Here is a 15,663-nt window from a genome sequence, read left to right as displayed (position 1 = left end):
TTGATGCGATAAGAGAAAATTGAAAAAGCCCCACAAACCATGGTTCGTGAGGCTTTTTTTTAAATCAATAGGAATCTAAATATCTTTTTTAGCGAGGTAGAAATCTACCATTTCGTAATCACTTGCTTCTCTTTCGATCATTTCGGCTACAGTTTTTGGCGGCGGAACAATCACTTTCTGACCAGGTCTCCAATCCAATGGCATGGCTACCTTATATTTATCTGCAGTCTGAAGGGCTATCAAAACTCTTTTGATTTCATCCATATTCCTACCAACATTCAAAGGATAGTACATGATCAGTCTTATTTTTCCGGTCGGATCTATAAAGAATACTGCTCTCACCGCAGCAGTTTCGCTTTCTCCAGGTTGCAACATACCGTAGAGTTTTGAAACTTTCATGTCGATATCAGCAATGATCGGAAATTCAAACAATACCCCTGTATTCTTCTTCACATTGTTTACCCAGGCAATATGAGAGTGAATGGAATCAATGCTCAATCCAATCAACTTGGCATCATGCTCATCAAAGAATTTTTGTTCCAAAGCAAAGCCGCTCATTTCAGTGGTACAAACAGGAGTGAAATCGGCGGGATGAGAAAACAGAACGGTCCAGCTGTCTTTAATGTATTCCGAAAACTGCTTTGGACCTGTTGTTGTCATCGCTTTAAAATCAGGTGCCTGATCCCCAATTCTTGGCATAGTAATTACTTCTTGTTCGTTCATGATTATATATTTTTTTATCCTTTACTAAAATTTTGATATACAAATATCAGAATAACTAATCTTTATAAAGGAGACAAAAGTCACAATGGGAATTAAAATTCCATAGATTAAATCTATGATTCATGCATGTGGACAACTATGTGATTTCAGCTGGATATTAGTGGGAAAGTTGTTGAAAAATAACTTTGTAATAAATAGTATTTCAGTCAATTAACATCTAAATTTGAATATATTAAGTGAGAGATAAAAGACTGAAAGTAAAATTTCAGACAATGATCCAAAACTCGTGATGAAAGTGCAAAGGGGCTGAAACTTTAGGGTTGAAAGTCTGAGACGGTTTACCGCAGAAGTACTGAATTCAAGCCTCGAAACCGAAAGGTGGAGATTGCTAGAGTTTGAAATCTAAAGTTAGGCACTCGGGCAACTGGGGAAAAGTCATAATAACTGTAGCTTGGCATGGTTTGAGGACTATGGTTTTCAAGTCATGAAGCGGGAAAAATTCGAAAGAGTTTTTCCCGTTTTTGTTTTATGACTACTTCATAAAGATTTGATCCATGCAAAAAGCCAACAATACTCCATGAAAATAAAGGCAATATCCCACTTCAAAGACGAAATCAAGGATAAACAATATTTTGAACAATGGGTAAAACAACTTGAACTAGCAAACCAAAGAAAGTATGAGCGCATCGAGGTCAAAACATCACTTGGAATCACCCAAGTCTGGGGTTTAAATTCCGCTGATCAGAAACTGGAGACTTTGGTGATTTTCCCCGGCGCCAGGACGACAGCTTTGATTTGGGATTTTGATAGAGGCTTAGATCACCTAAACCAAAAATTCAGAATCTTTTTAGTGGAAACCAATGGTTTGCCAAATCTGAGCGATGGGGCCACTCCGGATATCAAGTCTTTGGATTATGGCGCTTGGGCCAATGAAGTTTTTGACAAGTTAGAAATTGAAAAAGCATTTATTGCCGGGGCATCATTTGGAGGATTGATCTGTATGAAACTTGGAATTACAAATCCTGAAAAAATAAAAGCAGCATTTCTTCTTAACCCCGATTGCCTTCAATTTTTTTCTCTTGGAATGAAAAATCTCTACTATAACATTTTACCCATCCTGAACCCAAAACCACAAAATGTCCTGAAATTTTTGGACAAGGCCATTTTTGCAAAACCAAACCATCAACTCTCTCCTTATGCAGAAAAAATGCTGGTGGATTATGAGGTATTTGCCATCAGTCGCTATAAAGACAATACCCAGAAACCTTACTACATGAACCAAGAACTGGCAAAAGTAAAAGTTGACACTTACCTCCTTCTCAGTGACAAAGACTTATTATTTCCATATCAAAAATCCATTGAAAATGCCAAAAAACACATCAAACCTCTGAAAGACATTAAGATCTTTCAAAATGTGGGGCATGGCATAGAAACCTACCCCATGGCCATGCAGTATATCGGGGAAAGAATTAAGGAGATATCTTAGACCAAAGCTGTTTGTTGATTTTTTTAAAAGTCCGGACTATAAAACCCTACCATTAAAGCATCAATAATCTTATTAGCTTGAGCTTTCAAAATAAAGGGAAAGATTAACAGAAAAAAAATAGCTATGAACCGTATCCTAATTTTCATTTTTCAGTGTTTTGGATCAAGAGATTACCAAAGAAAATAGATTCTTCTCTACTTTGAATCAAAGTACTTCTCCAGTGTATAAGAGGGTTGCCATTGGTCAGGTTTTCTTTTCAATGTATCCGGATTATATTCTAATGGTAATATTTGGGATGCTTTCAATTTGGCAGTATCACCCGATTCTCTCTGCCAAACTTCCATTAGGTCCATTAACTCTCCAATTTTATTTTCATATTGAATGTTCCCAGCTAGATTTTTCATTTCGTGAGGATCATCCGACAAGTTGAATAATTGGGGATAATCCCTTTCAGGATACCTGATAAGCTTCCATTCTTTATCCCTTACAGCCCGTACCGTATGTCGGTATGCAGTAAATATGGAAGATCTAACTTCATTGATGGTTCCGTTTAAAACATCCACCAAACTGAACCCGTCAATCCCCTCCGGAGATGGAACTCCTGCCAATTCCGCCAAGGTAGGATATAAATCATATAAGTAAACAAATGCATCAAACTGCGCATTTTCGGGAATTCCAGGGCCTTTGAGTATGACCGGGACTTTGGTACTGTGTTCATAAAGATTCTGCTTGCCCAACAATCCATGGCTCCCTATCGCGAGGCCGTTATCGGCAGCATATACAATGATGGTATTGTCATATAGCCCATTCTTCTTCAATACCTCCACAATATCCCCGATCCGGTCATCCAAATGGTGGATCAACGCATAATAGTCAGCTAAGATATCCTGAATGACTTCGGGCTGCCTTGGCCACGAAGTCAGGTTCTCATCCCTCACAGTCAAGTCATCAAAAGCAAATGGATGGTAAGGCATATAATTGGCCGGCAGTGGCAGGGAATCTTTCAGGTACTTACCAACATATTCCGGTGCAGGAGAATATGGGTCATGGGGCACAGTAAAAGAAACATAACAGAAAAAGGGTTTTTCCTCACCTGAAGAAGAATACTCTTCTATAAATCCAATTGCTGCATCGGCAAATAGATCAGTTGAAAAACCCCTCTTGGTCGGTTCTGAAAGAATGCCATCTTCAGAAAGTTCTCTGACCGCAACATTGAAATGATCTGCCATGCCACCTAAATAGACCCGGCTGCCCTTTTGAAAGGAGGCCTCAAAAGCTTCTTTTTCATTATGCCATTTCCCGGTTCCAAAAGTTACATAGCCATGATTACCAAACCGCATCGGCATGGTCTCCACATCCTTGAGGCGGTCATATACATGAAATAGACTTTTCCCGCTCAAAAGCATTGCCCTACTAGGTGCACAGATGGCGCCATGATGACCTCCCATTACATAAGCATTGGTAAAATAACTTCCCTCCTTGGCCAATTGGTCAATATGGGGAGTTTGGATATGTTTGTTACCACTGATACCCAAGGCATCTGCCCTTTGGTCATCTGCAAAAAGAAATAAGACGTTTGGCTTGATAGTTTCTTTTTGGGTACAGGAAAACATCAAAATTAAAAGGGTAATGAGTATAGATCCGGTAAATGCTTTCATGGAATTATGTTTAGGGGCTCAGTCTTTGCCAATTTTGTTTTGTCCCTGCTAATATTGCTTAAAGAAACACATGTTTTGAGCGACATAAGACAGGGATTTTTTCAACGGTAAAAACAATGTCCTCCCCAATTACAACCGCTCCACCGTCAAGCCCCCATCCACTGAAATTACCTGTCCTGTGGCATAAGGCAAATCTCCTTTGGCAAGGGCAGCCACCACTCTCCCCACGTCATATGGTAAGCCCATCCGTTTTTCCAAGGTCAGACCATTTTGAATTCTTTCCTCATAAGAAGATTTAACTTTTTCAGTCATATCTGTTTCTATGACTCCAGGACGGACTTCATATACCGGAATATTTTTCTCAGCCATTCTGACTGCCATCAGTTTGGAAAACATGGACAAGCCTGCTTTGGAAATACAATAAGCTGCCCTATTGATCGATGCCATTGAAGCGGATACAGAAGTGATGTGGATAATGGAAAAGAAATCGGATGGATTTGTATGCTTTTGTTCCAGCATCCATTGGGCTAAAGATTGCGTCAGAAAAAAAGTGCCTCTCAGATTGATATCCATCAATTCATCAAAATCTTCAGGAGTGACTTCCAAAACGTCAGCCCGGACTTTTGGGGCTACTCCGGCATTATTGACCAAAATATTCAGCTTTCCAAATCGCTCCTTCGCTGTTTCGAGTATCCCTTTACGGTCAGCTTCCAAAGCTATATTTCCCTTAGCATAGCAAACCTCCACTTCCATTGATCGGAGATTTTCGAGAACTGGTTCTACTTCAATCTCTTCCCTCACCCCGTTCAAAATAAGATCATGTCCTTTGGCAGCAAGCTCCTTCGCAATACCCAAACCAATCCCTCTTGTTCCACCGGTTACCAATGCCACAGGCCTCATGACTCTTTGATTTTTTTAAGTTCCTCGTGTATTTCCATCTGCTTGTAATAAGGGTCTAAGGGGAAGCAACCTGAAATCATCCCGTTTCTGGGCGCTGTAGTACAATCGGAAAATGTCCTGCAAAGCTTTTGCCTTTTCAGTCCTTTTCCACTAAGGACATCATCGGGCAACTCAGGATAACTCAATACCATCCTGCCCAAACCAATAGAATCTGCCATTCCCCTGAGCAATACTTCCTGTGCCACCATAGGCAGCCATTCCTGTAAATAAGAATAAGCTGAACCTACCACATAAAAATCAGAGAAGGCTTTTTTGATTTTTCCCGTGACATCTATCTGCCTCGCTACGCCATGAAGTGGATCTTCGGGAGGGAGGTAACCATCAGAAGGAGGGAAAAGCGCTGGCCTCTGGATATGCGGATTGTAATATGGACTGCCTGCTGTGGTACAGACCAATTCTATGTCAAGTTTTTGAAGCACTTTCAGAAAATCATAGGGCTCCATAAGATTGATGTTTATTCCTGAGGAATCCGAACCAAAAGCAAAAGGATAAGGTGATTTCATGGCAGGCACACCCGTTCCATCCTCACTTTTTTGAAATGGCATCCAATCAAATATGCTTACCCTCACCCCTATGTCCAAGCCCGGTGCTTTGGCCCGTATGCCATTCACTACCTCGATCAGAAATCTGCTCCTGTTCTCTATACTTGTACCATAGTCTCCCTCCCTGTGGATTGCACTCAAAAATTCATGTCCCAAATAGCCATGGCAATGTTTGATATCTACAAAATGGAAACCTGCCTTTTGTGCCAACACAGCTGCCTTCACGTAATCATCCACCAACCTCTTAATCTCTGCATCTGTCATAACAGGATAGTCTTCGGGAAGCCCAAATTTCTGATTCAAAAAAGGATGAGGATAAAGTATCTTTGGCTCCATCTTATCCTGATGATTGGGTTTGGAAAATCTTCCTGAATGTGTCAGCTGTAAGCCTACTAAAAAATCGTCTGTGCTACCAAAGGCTTCCTGATGCTCTTGCATCAACAAATTATAAAGGCCCTCAAAATCTTTCAGGTTTTCTTCATTGAGCAGCAATTGGTGAGGATTGGCCCTTCCGTCATGACGCACAGCTACTGCCTCACAGCCCCATAGCAATTTGGCACCACTTCGGGCAAAATTCTGCCAGCGTCTCAGAGTATGTTCTGTAGGTTTGCCATCGGCAGTACCATCCCAACCTTCCATGGGCAGGATACAAAATGAATTGCCGATCAATCTTCCCGAACGAAGCCTGTGTCCTTTGGAAAGCGGGGTCTGATTTCCTGATAAGGGTTGATTTGGCAAAGGGAGATTAATTCCTTCTTTGTTGAGATATTCCCTAAACTGCTCCAATGTTTTCAATTGGGCAATCCTGGTGTATTTGGGTTTATTTTTACCTTCACTCATGGTGCGATGCAGTTAAAGTAACTGTAATATTTCTCTTCATTAACATTCCTTTGGATCAACAAGGCCAGTTCCCTAGCATGGAAATCCCCCCACATAGAAGATTCTCCGTAGGGGACTTTCCCTTTTTCCGGTACATAGTCCCAACCATTGGGCCTATGGTATATGGAATGTAAGACCAAACCCTGATGATCTGAGGCAATGGAAAGATAGGGTTCTTGAAACAAACCTTTTGCAATCTGATAGCCTGCCTTCAAGTATTTTTCTGACTTCTCTTTATCCTTAGATTTTAGCCAATTCCCAATCCTAAGCAATCCTTGGGCAGTAATACATGCCGCTGAACTGTCTACCGGTTCAAAGGCATTAAATGGATCAGATGGCCTGTTCAGGTAATCTCCCATTTGAAACAAATGAGGTGCTCCGGTATCCCAATAAGGAATGCCATCGGTTGGGGTATATTTCAGGTAAAAGTCTGCGGTGGCCAAAGCTGCATTTTCAAGAGTCTTGGTTAATTCTTCTTTGGAAATGATAGCCGCATAATCCTCTTCTGGAAGTCGATCCAATATTTCCAAAGTCTCCCCCAAACCACAAATAGCCCAAGCCAAGCCCCTTGTCCAGGTACTGAAGCCTGTATAGCCTTGTTGGGAATTGGGGCAGCGGTAGTTGCCATCGTTGGTATTGAATATGATCTCATGGGCAGTCCTGCCGGGAACATCATATTCATCTCGGCCTTCACCATAGTAAATGGAATACTTCACCGTGGCCAGCAAATGTTGGATAGCTCTTTGCAATAGGTTGATCTTTTTGTCATTTTCTCCCTGAAGCACATGCCCTAGCATATGGGAAAGAATAACAGCTCTGCAGGTCCTGATAGTATCTACAAAAAGAGAATGTGGGCCGTTAAAGGAATAAATATAGCCTCCCCCGGGAATCATCGTCCATCTTAAAGCCTGTACTGCGCCACTGACTTTAACGGCAAGTTTGTAATATTCTTTTTCCCAATTTGAAGCATCCAATTTCCCCTCCTCAATCATCCGCAGCAGACTGCCATAGGTACTGACATTGTTGAAACCATGGTCATGAACCCCTGTATGCGTTAGGTGAGGTGTCATTTTATGCAAAGTGTTTTGCCTTCCCAACTCTAGGAACTTATCATCCCCTGTAGCATCAAATTGTAGCAAAGCAGAACCAAACTGAAATCCCTGCGTCCATTCCGTCCAACCTCGGGTGACGTATTTTCCTTTTTCAGTAAAAACGGGAGCTCCTTTGGCGGTATCAAATGACTTTTCGATCATCAGGATTTTTTGTCCGGAGAGTTCCCAAAATCGATTCAGGTTGATTTCATTAATGGATTTTTCTATGCTTAGGTCAAGTTTCATTCGCCTCGGTTTACTTTGAGTTGATGCCTGATCATGATCAATGCTGTCAATATAAACAGCACACAATAGAGGAAGAAATCAAGGTTCATTCCCCAAAACTGATTAGGTACCAATTCAATAATTGAAAATATAAAATAAAGTAGTGCCAGAAAAGAAAGCCAAAGAAGTTCTTTCGGAGGTTTAGCGAAAATCACTGCACCCAAAATTGCCGGAGCGACCATGGAAGTACCCGTGAAACTCACTCTCGCCAACAAAACAAGCTCGTCACTCATATAGGTAGAAAACACCAATACGATCAAGGAAAACACAAAAACAGAACTTTTGGTAATCATCATAATCCGTCTATCCGAGCCTGTCAGGAGTGATCGGAGTTCTGTTCCCAATGCAAAAATCTGGGCATTGGTCGTAGAAAGACAGGCTGCAAACAGCCCTACCACTGCCAAAGCCGCTACGGGAACTGCCTGATCAAATAACAAGGCTTGGGAAAGAAATTCAGCAGTGCTGGCATCGGGATATTTGACCGCTCCATACAACCCAATTGAAGCAGTTGGTAAAATAACCAAAATGGCAAAGATCCCCACGGCATAAGCCATTTTATGTACAGATTTCAAGTCTTTCATTACGACCAACCTTGTGGTAAACTGAGGCTGGGAAACAGGAATCAATACGATAGCTATGGCAGATGCAATCAGAAACTGAGAACTGAACAATCCTTTGGGACCGGGCAGGGAGGTCAATGATGGATTGCGCTCAGCTACCGTGGCCATGGCGTTTTGTAGTCCTCCGCTCATCTCAAGGCATGCCGCACCAATGATCCAAATGACAGTTAACAAGATCACTCCCTGAATGGCATCGCTGTACATAATGGCTTTTAACCCCCCAATAGCCGCATAGGCCAACATGATGGCAACCATCATGGCTGACCATGACCAATCCGGCAGAAAATCGGGAAAAGCCGCATTTAAAAAGATCGAAATCCCACGAATCTGAATGGCCACATAAGGTATCAAAAAGATGAAAGCACTGGCAAATATCAGGTAACCGGCAAAGCTGCTGTCATAACAGGTTTTCATCAATCCGGCGACACCTTTATATCCTCTATTTGCCGCCCTTTGTCTCAACTTGTATCCAAACCAGATCAGGAAAAACACCATCAGCGCATCAGAAAAAGCCAAAAATACCCATGCTCCTACCCCATGTACCCTGAAGAAATCCGGCATGCCCATAAAGGTGAAGGCACTGAACAAGGCCGCAGAAAAGGTCAGGAAACCGAGAATTGCACCAATATTGGATCCCGCAAAGATAAATTCGTCAGATGTCCTATCCTTTCTGTATGATTTATAAGAAGCATAGACCAAGGAAGCCAAGAAGATGGCAAAGAAAAATATCAGCCAGCCTGTCATTGTTCTTTGGAGTCATGAAATGGGAAAAATCTTGAACCGAGGAATGTGGCCAATACCAGTAATACCGTCACCAAAAACCCTGTCCAAAAAACATAAGGAATGTTCCATAATTCCGGGCTGTGTTTGTTTTCACGAAAAAGAAAGGCAAATGAGCCAACTGTAATGAGCAATACAGCAAGCACAATAAGGTTCCAGATTTTGGGCTTCATAGGTTGGGGTTTATTGTTTGATTGAAGAGGTAAAATACTAAAGCGCTTTCAGATTCCTTTGATTTGGGTGGATATTTTTCATTTATCTTTGGGAATCTGAGATGTCTGTGAGAAATAAAACAGCCCAAACTTACTTCTTTGCACTTTTGATAAAAAAAGGTGACTTTTAAATCTTCAATTTTAAACTCATCGGTAACCTACTTTCGAAGCAACCTCTCAATTCATGAAGAAATCCTCCTCCTTAATTTGCTTATGCATACTTTTTGTTATAGGCTGTAGACCGGATTCCTCCCAATCAGACTCAAATGACGACTGGCAAATTCTCTTCAACGGCAAAGACCTTGATGATTGGGTAGTGAAAATCCACCATCACGAAGTGGGTGATAATTATGCCAATACATTCAGGGTAGTTGATGGTATCATTCAGGTTAATTATGATGATCATGACACATTCGACAACCGATATGGACACCTGTTTTACAAAGAACCTTTTTCATCATATCATTTGAAATTCCAATACCGATTTACCGACCAATGGATGGAAGACGCCCCAAGTTACACCTATAGAAATAGTGGTATTATGTTCCATTCCCAAGATCCAAACACTATTTTGAAGGAGCAAGATTGGCCGATATCTGTTGAGTATCAAATGCTGGCCCGTGAGGTGGATGGAGTGGCACGTCCGACGGGAAACATGTGTTCCCCTGGCACGGAAATATTCTATGAAGGAAAATTATATCCCGGGCATTGTCTCAATTCTTCCTCACCTACATTTGAATGGGATGAATGGGTCAAGGCAGATTTGATCGTTTATGGGGACTCTCTGATTATTCATATGGTCAATGGGGATACGGTGCTACGTTATTCCAAACCGCATATTGGAGGCGAGGTGGCCAACAGATATGATCCATATGTCAAAATTGATGGGAAAGCCCTGACATCAGGATATATCGGATTACAGGCTGAGGGACAAGGGGTAGAGTTTAAAGAAATCAAGTTACAGAAGCTGGATTGATATCAGTTGGATTGGCTTGCTTTTCTTCAGGTTTTTTTGACAAAGTCAAAATAGCAACGGTTATCAAAATAAAAAACGTTCCCAACCAATCCATAGCCGTAAAGGTCACTCCCAACCACGCCACAGCTACCAATGCCGCTGACAATGGTTCGACAGAACAGAGCAAACTTGCCGTCTGCGCACCGATGAGGGTCAAAGAATACAGAAAGATGGAAAATGAAATCACCGTCCCAAATACAATGATGTAGGAAAAAGCACCAATAGTTCCCATATCCCATGTTCCTGAAACCATCCACGGTTTGGTAAACAGCGAAAACAATATACCTCCGATGAACATGGCCCAACCTGTAACTGTGGGTGCAGAAAATTTTCGAAGCATTTGAACCGGCTGAATGGTATATACAGCCAAAGCTATCGCCGACAAAATCCCCCAAAACAAAGCCTTTTCAGAAATAACCAAAACCTGAAAACTTCCATGGGTGACCAATAAAAAAGTGCCTGCCAAGGCCAGAAACAAAGCCGAATATTCCATCAACGATGGCCACCTTCGGTTTTTGAGAGCATAAAAACCTACTACAAAGACAGGTCCTATGTACTGAATGACGGTAGCTGTGGCTGCGTTGGAAAGGTTGATACTGTAAAAATAGGTGTACTGTACTGTCACCATCCCAAATATGGCGAATATCAATAATTGGATGATATCTTTATGGTTTTTCCAGATCTGAAACGCATCGCTGTTCTTTCTGAATATGGCAAATAATATCAAGATGCTTCCTGCCAATAGCATGCGCCAAGAAACCAACCACGCAGGGTCCATGTCTTTTTGCTCAAAAAGATATTGGGCACACGTTCCTGAAATCCCCCAAAAGATGGCAGCCGAAAGGGCCATAATAAAACCTGAAACACTTCTGGAAGCAGTAAGTCGGGGCATAGGTTTGAGCGCTGATAATCAATGAAAAAGCGAATGTAGCGAACAGGATGATAATTTTTGAAAAAACCAGTATTCATTTTTTTTTATCTACCTTTTTTATTCAAAATACAATAAACCACATTTACAAAACTTTCGATGCCAAAATGGGTTTCTCTTATTCAAGGGTACAAGGTTCCTTGATACATAGAGTAGGCTTTAGCACCCCTTAATTCTTCTGGAGAAGCTTTGGTTCTTGGTTCTAAGATCTCGGCTCTCGCCTCTCGAATCTACAATTTCACCATTTCCAAAATCTCATTACCTTAGTACCATGGATCTATTTACCCCTCATTTAGACAAAACCAAAAACTGGCTACCCAAAGACGGCATTGTCAATTATTATGGAAAAACATTCAGCCAAATAGAGGCTGATTTTTACTACGAAAACCTTTTGAATACCATTGAATGGAAAAACGATGAGGCCTATATTTTTGGGAAAAAATATGTAACCAAACGGAAAGTCGCCTGGTATGGGGACCAGGATTTTGAATACACCTATTCCAATGCAACTAAGCGGGCACTGTCTTGGACCAAGGAACTTTTAGAACTTAAAAAAGCCATCGAAAAGGAAAGCGGAGAAACCTTTAACTCTTGTCTTCTCAATCTCTACCATACCGGCGAAGAGGGCATGGCTTGGCACAGCGATGGGGAAAAAGACCTAAAAAAAGACGGGGCTATCGCATCAGTGAGTTTTGGGGCAGAGCGTAAATTTTCCTTTAAGCACAAGGAAAGCAAAGAGAAAGTCGAATTGCTTTTAGAGCATGGAAGTTTGCTCGTGATGGCCGGCAAGACCCAAACCCATTGGCTCCACCGCCTTCCACCCACTAAGCTTGTCAAAAGACCAAGGGTTAATTTGACTTTTCGGACAATTGTAACCTGAATCTCAAAGGACATGAGCAGAATTAAATTTCAGTTCAGTCTAGCAAAAAACTAAAAAGATACTTGGCCAAAGGAGGGATATTTGTGATGAAGATCTTGGATGATACAAAGCGATAACATTTATCCTTTCAACTCGCCCTCTTCATCCACCTCAAAAACCCAAACATAGTCTTTGCAGTCGTTGGACACATTAGGAGTTTCACAAGATTGTTGGGTTCCTTCAATAACATATCCATTATCATCAGGTAGTTTTGAAATGGTTTTTCCATACTCATTGAAAAATCCACCATAAGTTTTTTGCCAAACAAGGCCCCCTTTTGAATCAATCTTCAATAGTAGCACATCATAATTCCCCGCTCCAAATGAACTGGTAGAACCTAACACCAAACATCCCCCATCTTCTGTGGAAACAATCTCTCCTGCCCTGTCATAGCTGGTACCACCAAATGTATTTTGCCAAAGAATTTCTCCATCCTTGTCTTTCTTGGTTACTTCGATGTCACAGACGGTTTCTGTACCGCAGTTTATGGTGGCTACGGAATACTGACCTTCATTTAGTGATAAGACTATATTTGATTTGGCAGGAAGCCATAGGTAGAGCATTAGCGCGATAATTGGCATCAAAGTAAATCCAATAATTTTTTTACTTGAAGAATTTCCCAATAATGGAATGAGCGTAGTCATAATAGATTTTGATAAATTGAAGTGAAAAGGTTTCTTATTCTGTGAATTCAAATCTTCCAAATCAATCTCCAAGGCCTTGCTTAACATTTTCAGTGAATAGGCACTTGGATTGACTTCTGTATTTTCTATTCGCTGCATGGTACGGATGGAAAGCCCGCTTTGCTCAGCGAGATCGGCTTGCGTGAGGCCTTTTTCTTTCCGTAAGGATTTGATTTTTTCTCCTAATTTCACTTTTCAAATATCAAACTAACCAACCAAAAAGTTAACGACAGAAAGACGTCATGTTTACGTCATCTTAACAATTTCAATTATGGAATCAGTAGAGATTGGGTTTTTTTGTAGAAAATAAAAGATTATTTGATATGGGTGATAAAATTACCCAATCAAATTGCCTTCATCATCCCATTCTGCAATTTTTCCCCTTTCATCAGGTTTCAAATATTGTGACAGGTACTTTTCTTCATAGGCAAAGCCATGTTTCTTCATAACTTCATCCGGCACACCATCCCATACATTTGGAGTATTTCCTTTGTAACCCAAATATTTGAAACCGATTTCTGAAGTGAAATATCCGGTAGATGTCAGGTTTCTCAGCATGTTGAAAAACTTCACCCCACCTTCCATTTCCGGTTTGGCTTTGTCAGGCCAGGCAATCAGATCTATGATTTCCATCCTTTCGGATTCTGAAAGTTCGAGAAACTTCTTTCCATAACTGTCATCGCTATAGTGGTCCAACCACATCAGTCCACCCCTCATAGGTGTCTGATAAGGGGTATAATCCTTCATCATAAATTCGATAAAGTCAGGAACACCGGCATCGGTAGCACTTCCGGATTCACTGTCAGCAGGCATGATGATATCTACCAATACATCCAGTTTTTTTCTTTCCTCTTCGGTAAAGAATGTTTCTGAAAGGAGGCGTTGATCATATGCTATTTCTTCTGCTGTTCTTCCTCCCGGCGTACCTCCGGCGATTTTTGGTGAAAAATCAGCTGTTTTGTCTTCAGGAGCACAATTGGTCAAAAGGAATCCTGATGCCAATGATCCGGTAAAAAGGAGTTTTAGATTTTCTCTTCTGTTCATGGCTACCTTATTAAATATTTTTCTTTTTCAATTCACTGACTATAAAATCGGAAGTCCTCCACGCAAGGGCCAAAATGGTCCATGTTGGGTTTTTGTCTGCTTGGGATACAAAAGGACCTGCATCAACCACAAAGAGATTATTGCAGTCATGCGCCTGACAGTTGCTGTTCAGGACTGAGGTGGCCGGATTGTCTCCCATCCTGGTGGTTCCTACCTCATGGATAATTCTACCAGGTCCAGCTAGACCATATTTGGATTCAGGTCCGGGCTTATTTCCTAACAAGACTGCACCGGCATTGGTGAGGATTTCCTCAAAAGTATCCTGCATGTGTTTGGCCTGCTTGATTTCCTGGTCAGTCCAATTGTAGGTAAATTTGAGTACAGGAATTCCGAATTTATCCACCACATTGGGGTCAATTTCGCAATAATTACTGTATTGCGGGATGCTTTCGCCTCTACCTGACATACCCAAAGTGGAACCATAATAACGTCGGATATCTTTTTTAAGACCCTCGCCGTAGCCGCCGTTTGGACTTGGATTGCCGAATTCATCTTTGATGTGTTTTCTCATGGTATCCATGGCAAAACCTATCCCATAGGATGGCATGGACATGCCGCCCCAATATTCAATATGGTATCCTCTTGCAAAATCAAGTTTTTTATTGTCCAGCCACCAAGGGGTATATACATGCATACCGCCGACACCATCCTCATTGTATCTTTCCCTGTCAATGAGGTCGGGCATGATGGCCATCCTATCCGCGCCGGTGGAGTCGTGAAGATACCTACCTACCATACCGCTGCTGTTTCCTACACCATTGGGATGGGTTTTGGATTTGGAGTTCATCATGATTCTGGCAGATTCGCAGGCAGACGCACCTAATACTACCACTCTTGCTCTGAGTTTATATTCCTTCATGTCAACCTTACTAACATAGGAAACGCCAGTCGCTTTTCCTGAATCATCAGTGGTGACAGCCCTTACCATGGCGTTTGTATAAAGTTCTACTTTGCCTTTGGCCATGGCTGGTTTGACCAATACAGTTCCTGAAGAAAAATCCGCATAGGCCTGACAGGCACGGTTGCATTGGTTGCAGAAAAAACAAACTCCTCTCTCATTGTTGACAGGACGAGTCAGCATGGAAAGGCGGGAAGGAATAACTGGGATATTGGCTTTTTTGGCTCCTTTTGCAACAAACATTTCATGAAGTCTGGGCTTGGGGGGAGGTAAGAAAAACCCATCAGGTTCGTTGTAAATACCTTCTTTGGTACCAAAAACTCCAATCAGTTTATCGACCTTATCATAATACGGCTTGACATCATCATAGCCTATGGGCCAGTCATCTCCCAAACCGTCGATGCTACTTCTTTTGAAATCATTGGGGCCAAACCTTAGGGAAATCCTCCCCCAGTGATTGGTGCGGCCCCCCAACATTCTGGAACGGAACCAATCGAAAGAGGTGCCACTTGACCTAGTATAGGGTTCTCCGGCTATATCCCATCCTCCAATGGCCTGATCAAAATCACCAAAGGGTCGGGTCGGTGTACCACTTCCTCTTCGGGGAGATTCCCACGGATATCGCAACTGCGTCCGGTCCTCTTCCTTGGCAGGGTCAAAATCACCACCTGCTTCCAATACCGCCACTGATAAACCTGCTTCCGAAAGAATCTTAGAAGCCATGCCCCCACCGGCACCGGAACCCACTATGATGACATCATAGGCCTCTCCGGATGATTTGATCTCAAAACTCATGTTTTTTAATTTTTTTAGGTTTGTACGACAAGTTAAATAAAAAAATTTAAAAGTTCCAAATTGGAAATTTAATCAAGTTAATAAA

14 protein-coding genes are annotated in these 15,663 nt (G+C 41.7%); 3 read left to right on the top strand and 11 right to left on the bottom strand.

Going from position 1 to position 15,663, the window contains the following annotated elements:
• Window positions 1-75: 75 nt before the first annotated feature.
• Entirely contained in the window at window positions 76-723 is a 648-nt protein-coding gene (locus HMJ38_RS03640) for a peroxiredoxin (RefSeq protein WP_194973003.1), read from the bottom strand.
• A gap of 577 nt (window positions 724-1,300) precedes the next feature.
• Here HMJ38_RS03640 and HMJ38_RS03635 point away from each other — a divergent pair.
• Entirely contained in the window at window positions 1,301-2,209 is a 909-nt protein-coding gene (locus HMJ38_RS03635; protein ID WP_194973002.1) for an alpha/beta hydrolase, read from the top strand.
• 194 nt (window positions 2,210-2,403) lie between these two features.
• Here HMJ38_RS03635 and HMJ38_RS03630 read toward each other — a convergent pair whose 3' ends face one another.
• The 6 genes from HMJ38_RS03630 to HMJ38_RS03605 form a co-directional block, all read right to left on the bottom strand.
• Window positions 2,404-3,867, bottom strand: coding sequence for a sulfatase-like hydrolase/transferase (locus HMJ38_RS03630; RefSeq protein ID WP_194973001.1), 1,464 nt, complete (start codon window positions 3,865-3,867; stop codon window positions 2,404-2,406).
• A 129-nt stretch (window positions 3,868-3,996) separates the two neighbouring features.
• Entirely contained in the window at window positions 3,997-4,767 is a 771-nt protein-coding gene (locus HMJ38_RS03625; protein WP_194973000.1) for a 3-ketoacyl-ACP reductase, read from the bottom strand.
• Complete coding sequence (locus tag HMJ38_RS03620; RefSeq protein ID WP_194972999.1) at window positions 4,764-6,209, bottom strand: oxidoreductase; 1,446 nt, start codon at window positions 6,207-6,209, stop codon at window positions 4,764-4,766. Before HMJ38_RS03620 ends, HMJ38_RS03625 begins: the two co-directional genes overlap by 4 nt.
• Window positions 6,206-7,585, bottom strand: coding sequence for a glycoside hydrolase family 88 protein (locus HMJ38_RS03615; RefSeq protein WP_194972998.1), 1,380 nt, complete (start codon window positions 7,583-7,585; stop codon window positions 6,206-6,208). The genes HMJ38_RS03620 and HMJ38_RS03615 overlap by 4 nt, the downstream gene beginning before the upstream one ends.
• Window positions 7,582-8,988 (bottom strand): sodium:solute symporter family transporter, encoded by a 1,407-nt coding sequence (locus HMJ38_RS03610; protein ID WP_194972997.1) that lies wholly within the window; start codon window positions 8,986-8,988, stop codon window positions 7,582-7,584. Before HMJ38_RS03610 ends, HMJ38_RS03615 begins: the two co-directional genes overlap by 4 nt.
• A complete protein-coding gene (locus tag HMJ38_RS03605; RefSeq protein ID WP_194972996.1) occupies window positions 8,985-9,197 on the bottom strand; it encodes a hypothetical protein in 213 nt (70 codons plus the stop codon). The genes HMJ38_RS03610 and HMJ38_RS03605 overlap by 4 nt, the downstream gene beginning before the upstream one ends.
• 223 nt (window positions 9,198-9,420) lie before the next feature.
• Between HMJ38_RS03605 and HMJ38_RS03600 the strand changes: the two genes are divergently transcribed.
• Window positions 9,421-10,212, top strand: coding sequence for a 3-keto-disaccharide hydrolase (locus tag HMJ38_RS03600; RefSeq protein WP_194972995.1), 792 nt, complete (start codon window positions 9,421-9,423; stop codon window positions 10,210-10,212).
• On the opposite strand, the gene HMJ38_RS03595 is transcribed toward HMJ38_RS03600, so the two are convergent.
• Window positions 10,190-11,143, bottom strand: coding sequence for a DMT family transporter (locus HMJ38_RS03595; RefSeq protein ID WP_194972994.1), 954 nt, complete (start codon window positions 11,141-11,143; stop codon window positions 10,190-10,192). The genes HMJ38_RS03600 and HMJ38_RS03595 overlap by 23 nt on opposite strands.
• A 307-nt stretch (window positions 11,144-11,450) precedes the next feature.
• Here HMJ38_RS03595 and HMJ38_RS03590 point away from each other — a divergent pair, with 307 nt between their 5' ends.
• Window positions 11,451-12,059, top strand: coding sequence for an alpha-ketoglutarate-dependent dioxygenase AlkB family protein (locus HMJ38_RS03590; protein WP_194972993.1), 609 nt, complete (start codon window positions 11,451-11,453; stop codon window positions 12,057-12,059).
• 119 nt (window positions 12,060-12,178) lie between these two features.
• Here HMJ38_RS03590 and HMJ38_RS03585 read toward each other — a convergent pair whose 3' ends face one another.
• The 3 genes from HMJ38_RS03585 to HMJ38_RS03575 form a co-directional block, all read right to left on the bottom strand.
• A complete protein-coding gene (locus HMJ38_RS03585) occupies window positions 12,179-12,973 on the bottom strand; it encodes a helix-turn-helix domain-containing protein (protein ID WP_194972992.1) in 795 nt (264 codons plus the stop codon).
• Window positions 12,974-13,117: 144 nt separating this feature from the next.
• Complete coding sequence (locus tag HMJ38_RS03580) at window positions 13,118-13,825, bottom strand: gluconate 2-dehydrogenase subunit 3 family protein (protein WP_194972991.1); 708 nt, start codon at window positions 13,823-13,825, stop codon at window positions 13,118-13,120.
• Between the two features lie 10 nt (window positions 13,826-13,835).
• The gene (locus HMJ38_RS03575; RefSeq protein WP_194972990.1) at window positions 13,836-15,578 is read right to left on the bottom strand and encodes a GMC family oxidoreductase; all 1,743 of its coding nucleotides are present in this window, start codon (window positions 15,576-15,578) and stop codon (window positions 13,836-13,838) included.
• Window positions 15,579-15,663: the final 85 nt, after the last annotated feature.

It is taken from the genome of Aquiflexum lacus (assembly GCF_015476655.1).
In the GTDB taxonomy this organism is placed as follows: domain Bacteria; phylum Bacteroidota; class Bacteroidia; order Cytophagales; family Cyclobacteriaceae; genus Aquiflexum; species Aquiflexum lacus.
This window is presented reverse-complemented; position numbering and strand designations above follow the sequence as displayed.

Excerpts from the sequence above, each read along its gene's own strand:
- HMJ38_RS03640 (WP_194973003.1), bottom strand. The coding sequence starts at position 723 with ATGAACGAACAAGAAGTAATTACTATGCCAAGAATTGGGGATCAGGCA.
- HMJ38_RS03635 (WP_194973002.1), top strand. The coding sequence starts at position 1,301 with ATGAAAATAAAGGCAATATCCCACTTCAAAGACGAAATCAAGGATAAA.
- HMJ38_RS03630 (WP_194973001.1), bottom strand. The coding sequence starts at position 3,867 with ATGAAAGCATTTACCGGATCTATACTCATTACCCTTTTAATTTTGATG.
- HMJ38_RS03625 (WP_194973000.1), bottom strand. The coding sequence starts at position 4,767 with ATGAGGCCTGTGGCATTGGTAACCGGTGGAACAAGAGGGATTGGTTTG.
- HMJ38_RS03620 (WP_194972999.1), bottom strand. The coding sequence starts at position 6,209 with ATGAGTGAAGGTAAAAATAAACCCAAATACACCAGGATTGCCCAATTG.
- HMJ38_RS03615 (WP_194972998.1), bottom strand. The coding sequence starts at position 7,585 with ATGAAACTTGACCTAAGCATAGAAAAATCCATTAATGAAATCAACCTG.
- HMJ38_RS03610 (WP_194972997.1), bottom strand. The coding sequence starts at position 8,988 with ATGACAGGCTGGCTGATATTTTTCTTTGCCATCTTCTTGGCTTCCTTG.
- HMJ38_RS03605 (WP_194972996.1), bottom strand. The coding sequence starts at position 9,197 with ATGAAGCCCAAAATCTGGAACCTTATTGTGCTTGCTGTATTGCTCATT.
- HMJ38_RS03600 (WP_194972995.1), top strand. The coding sequence starts at position 9,421 with ATGAAGAAATCCTCCTCCTTAATTTGCTTATGCATACTTTTTGTTATA.
- HMJ38_RS03595 (WP_194972994.1), bottom strand. The coding sequence starts at position 11,143 with ATGCCCCGACTTACTGCTTCCAGAAGTGTTTCAGGTTTTATTATGGCC.
- HMJ38_RS03590 (WP_194972993.1), top strand. The coding sequence starts at position 11,451 with ATGGATCTATTTACCCCTCATTTAGACAAAACCAAAAACTGGCTACCC.
- HMJ38_RS03580 (WP_194972991.1), bottom strand. The coding sequence starts at position 13,825 with ATGAACAGAAGAGAAAATCTAAAACTCCTTTTTACCGGATCATTGGCA.
- HMJ38_RS03575 (WP_194972990.1), bottom strand. The coding sequence starts at position 15,578 with ATGAGTTTTGAGATCAAATCATCCGGAGAGGCCTATGATGTCATCATA.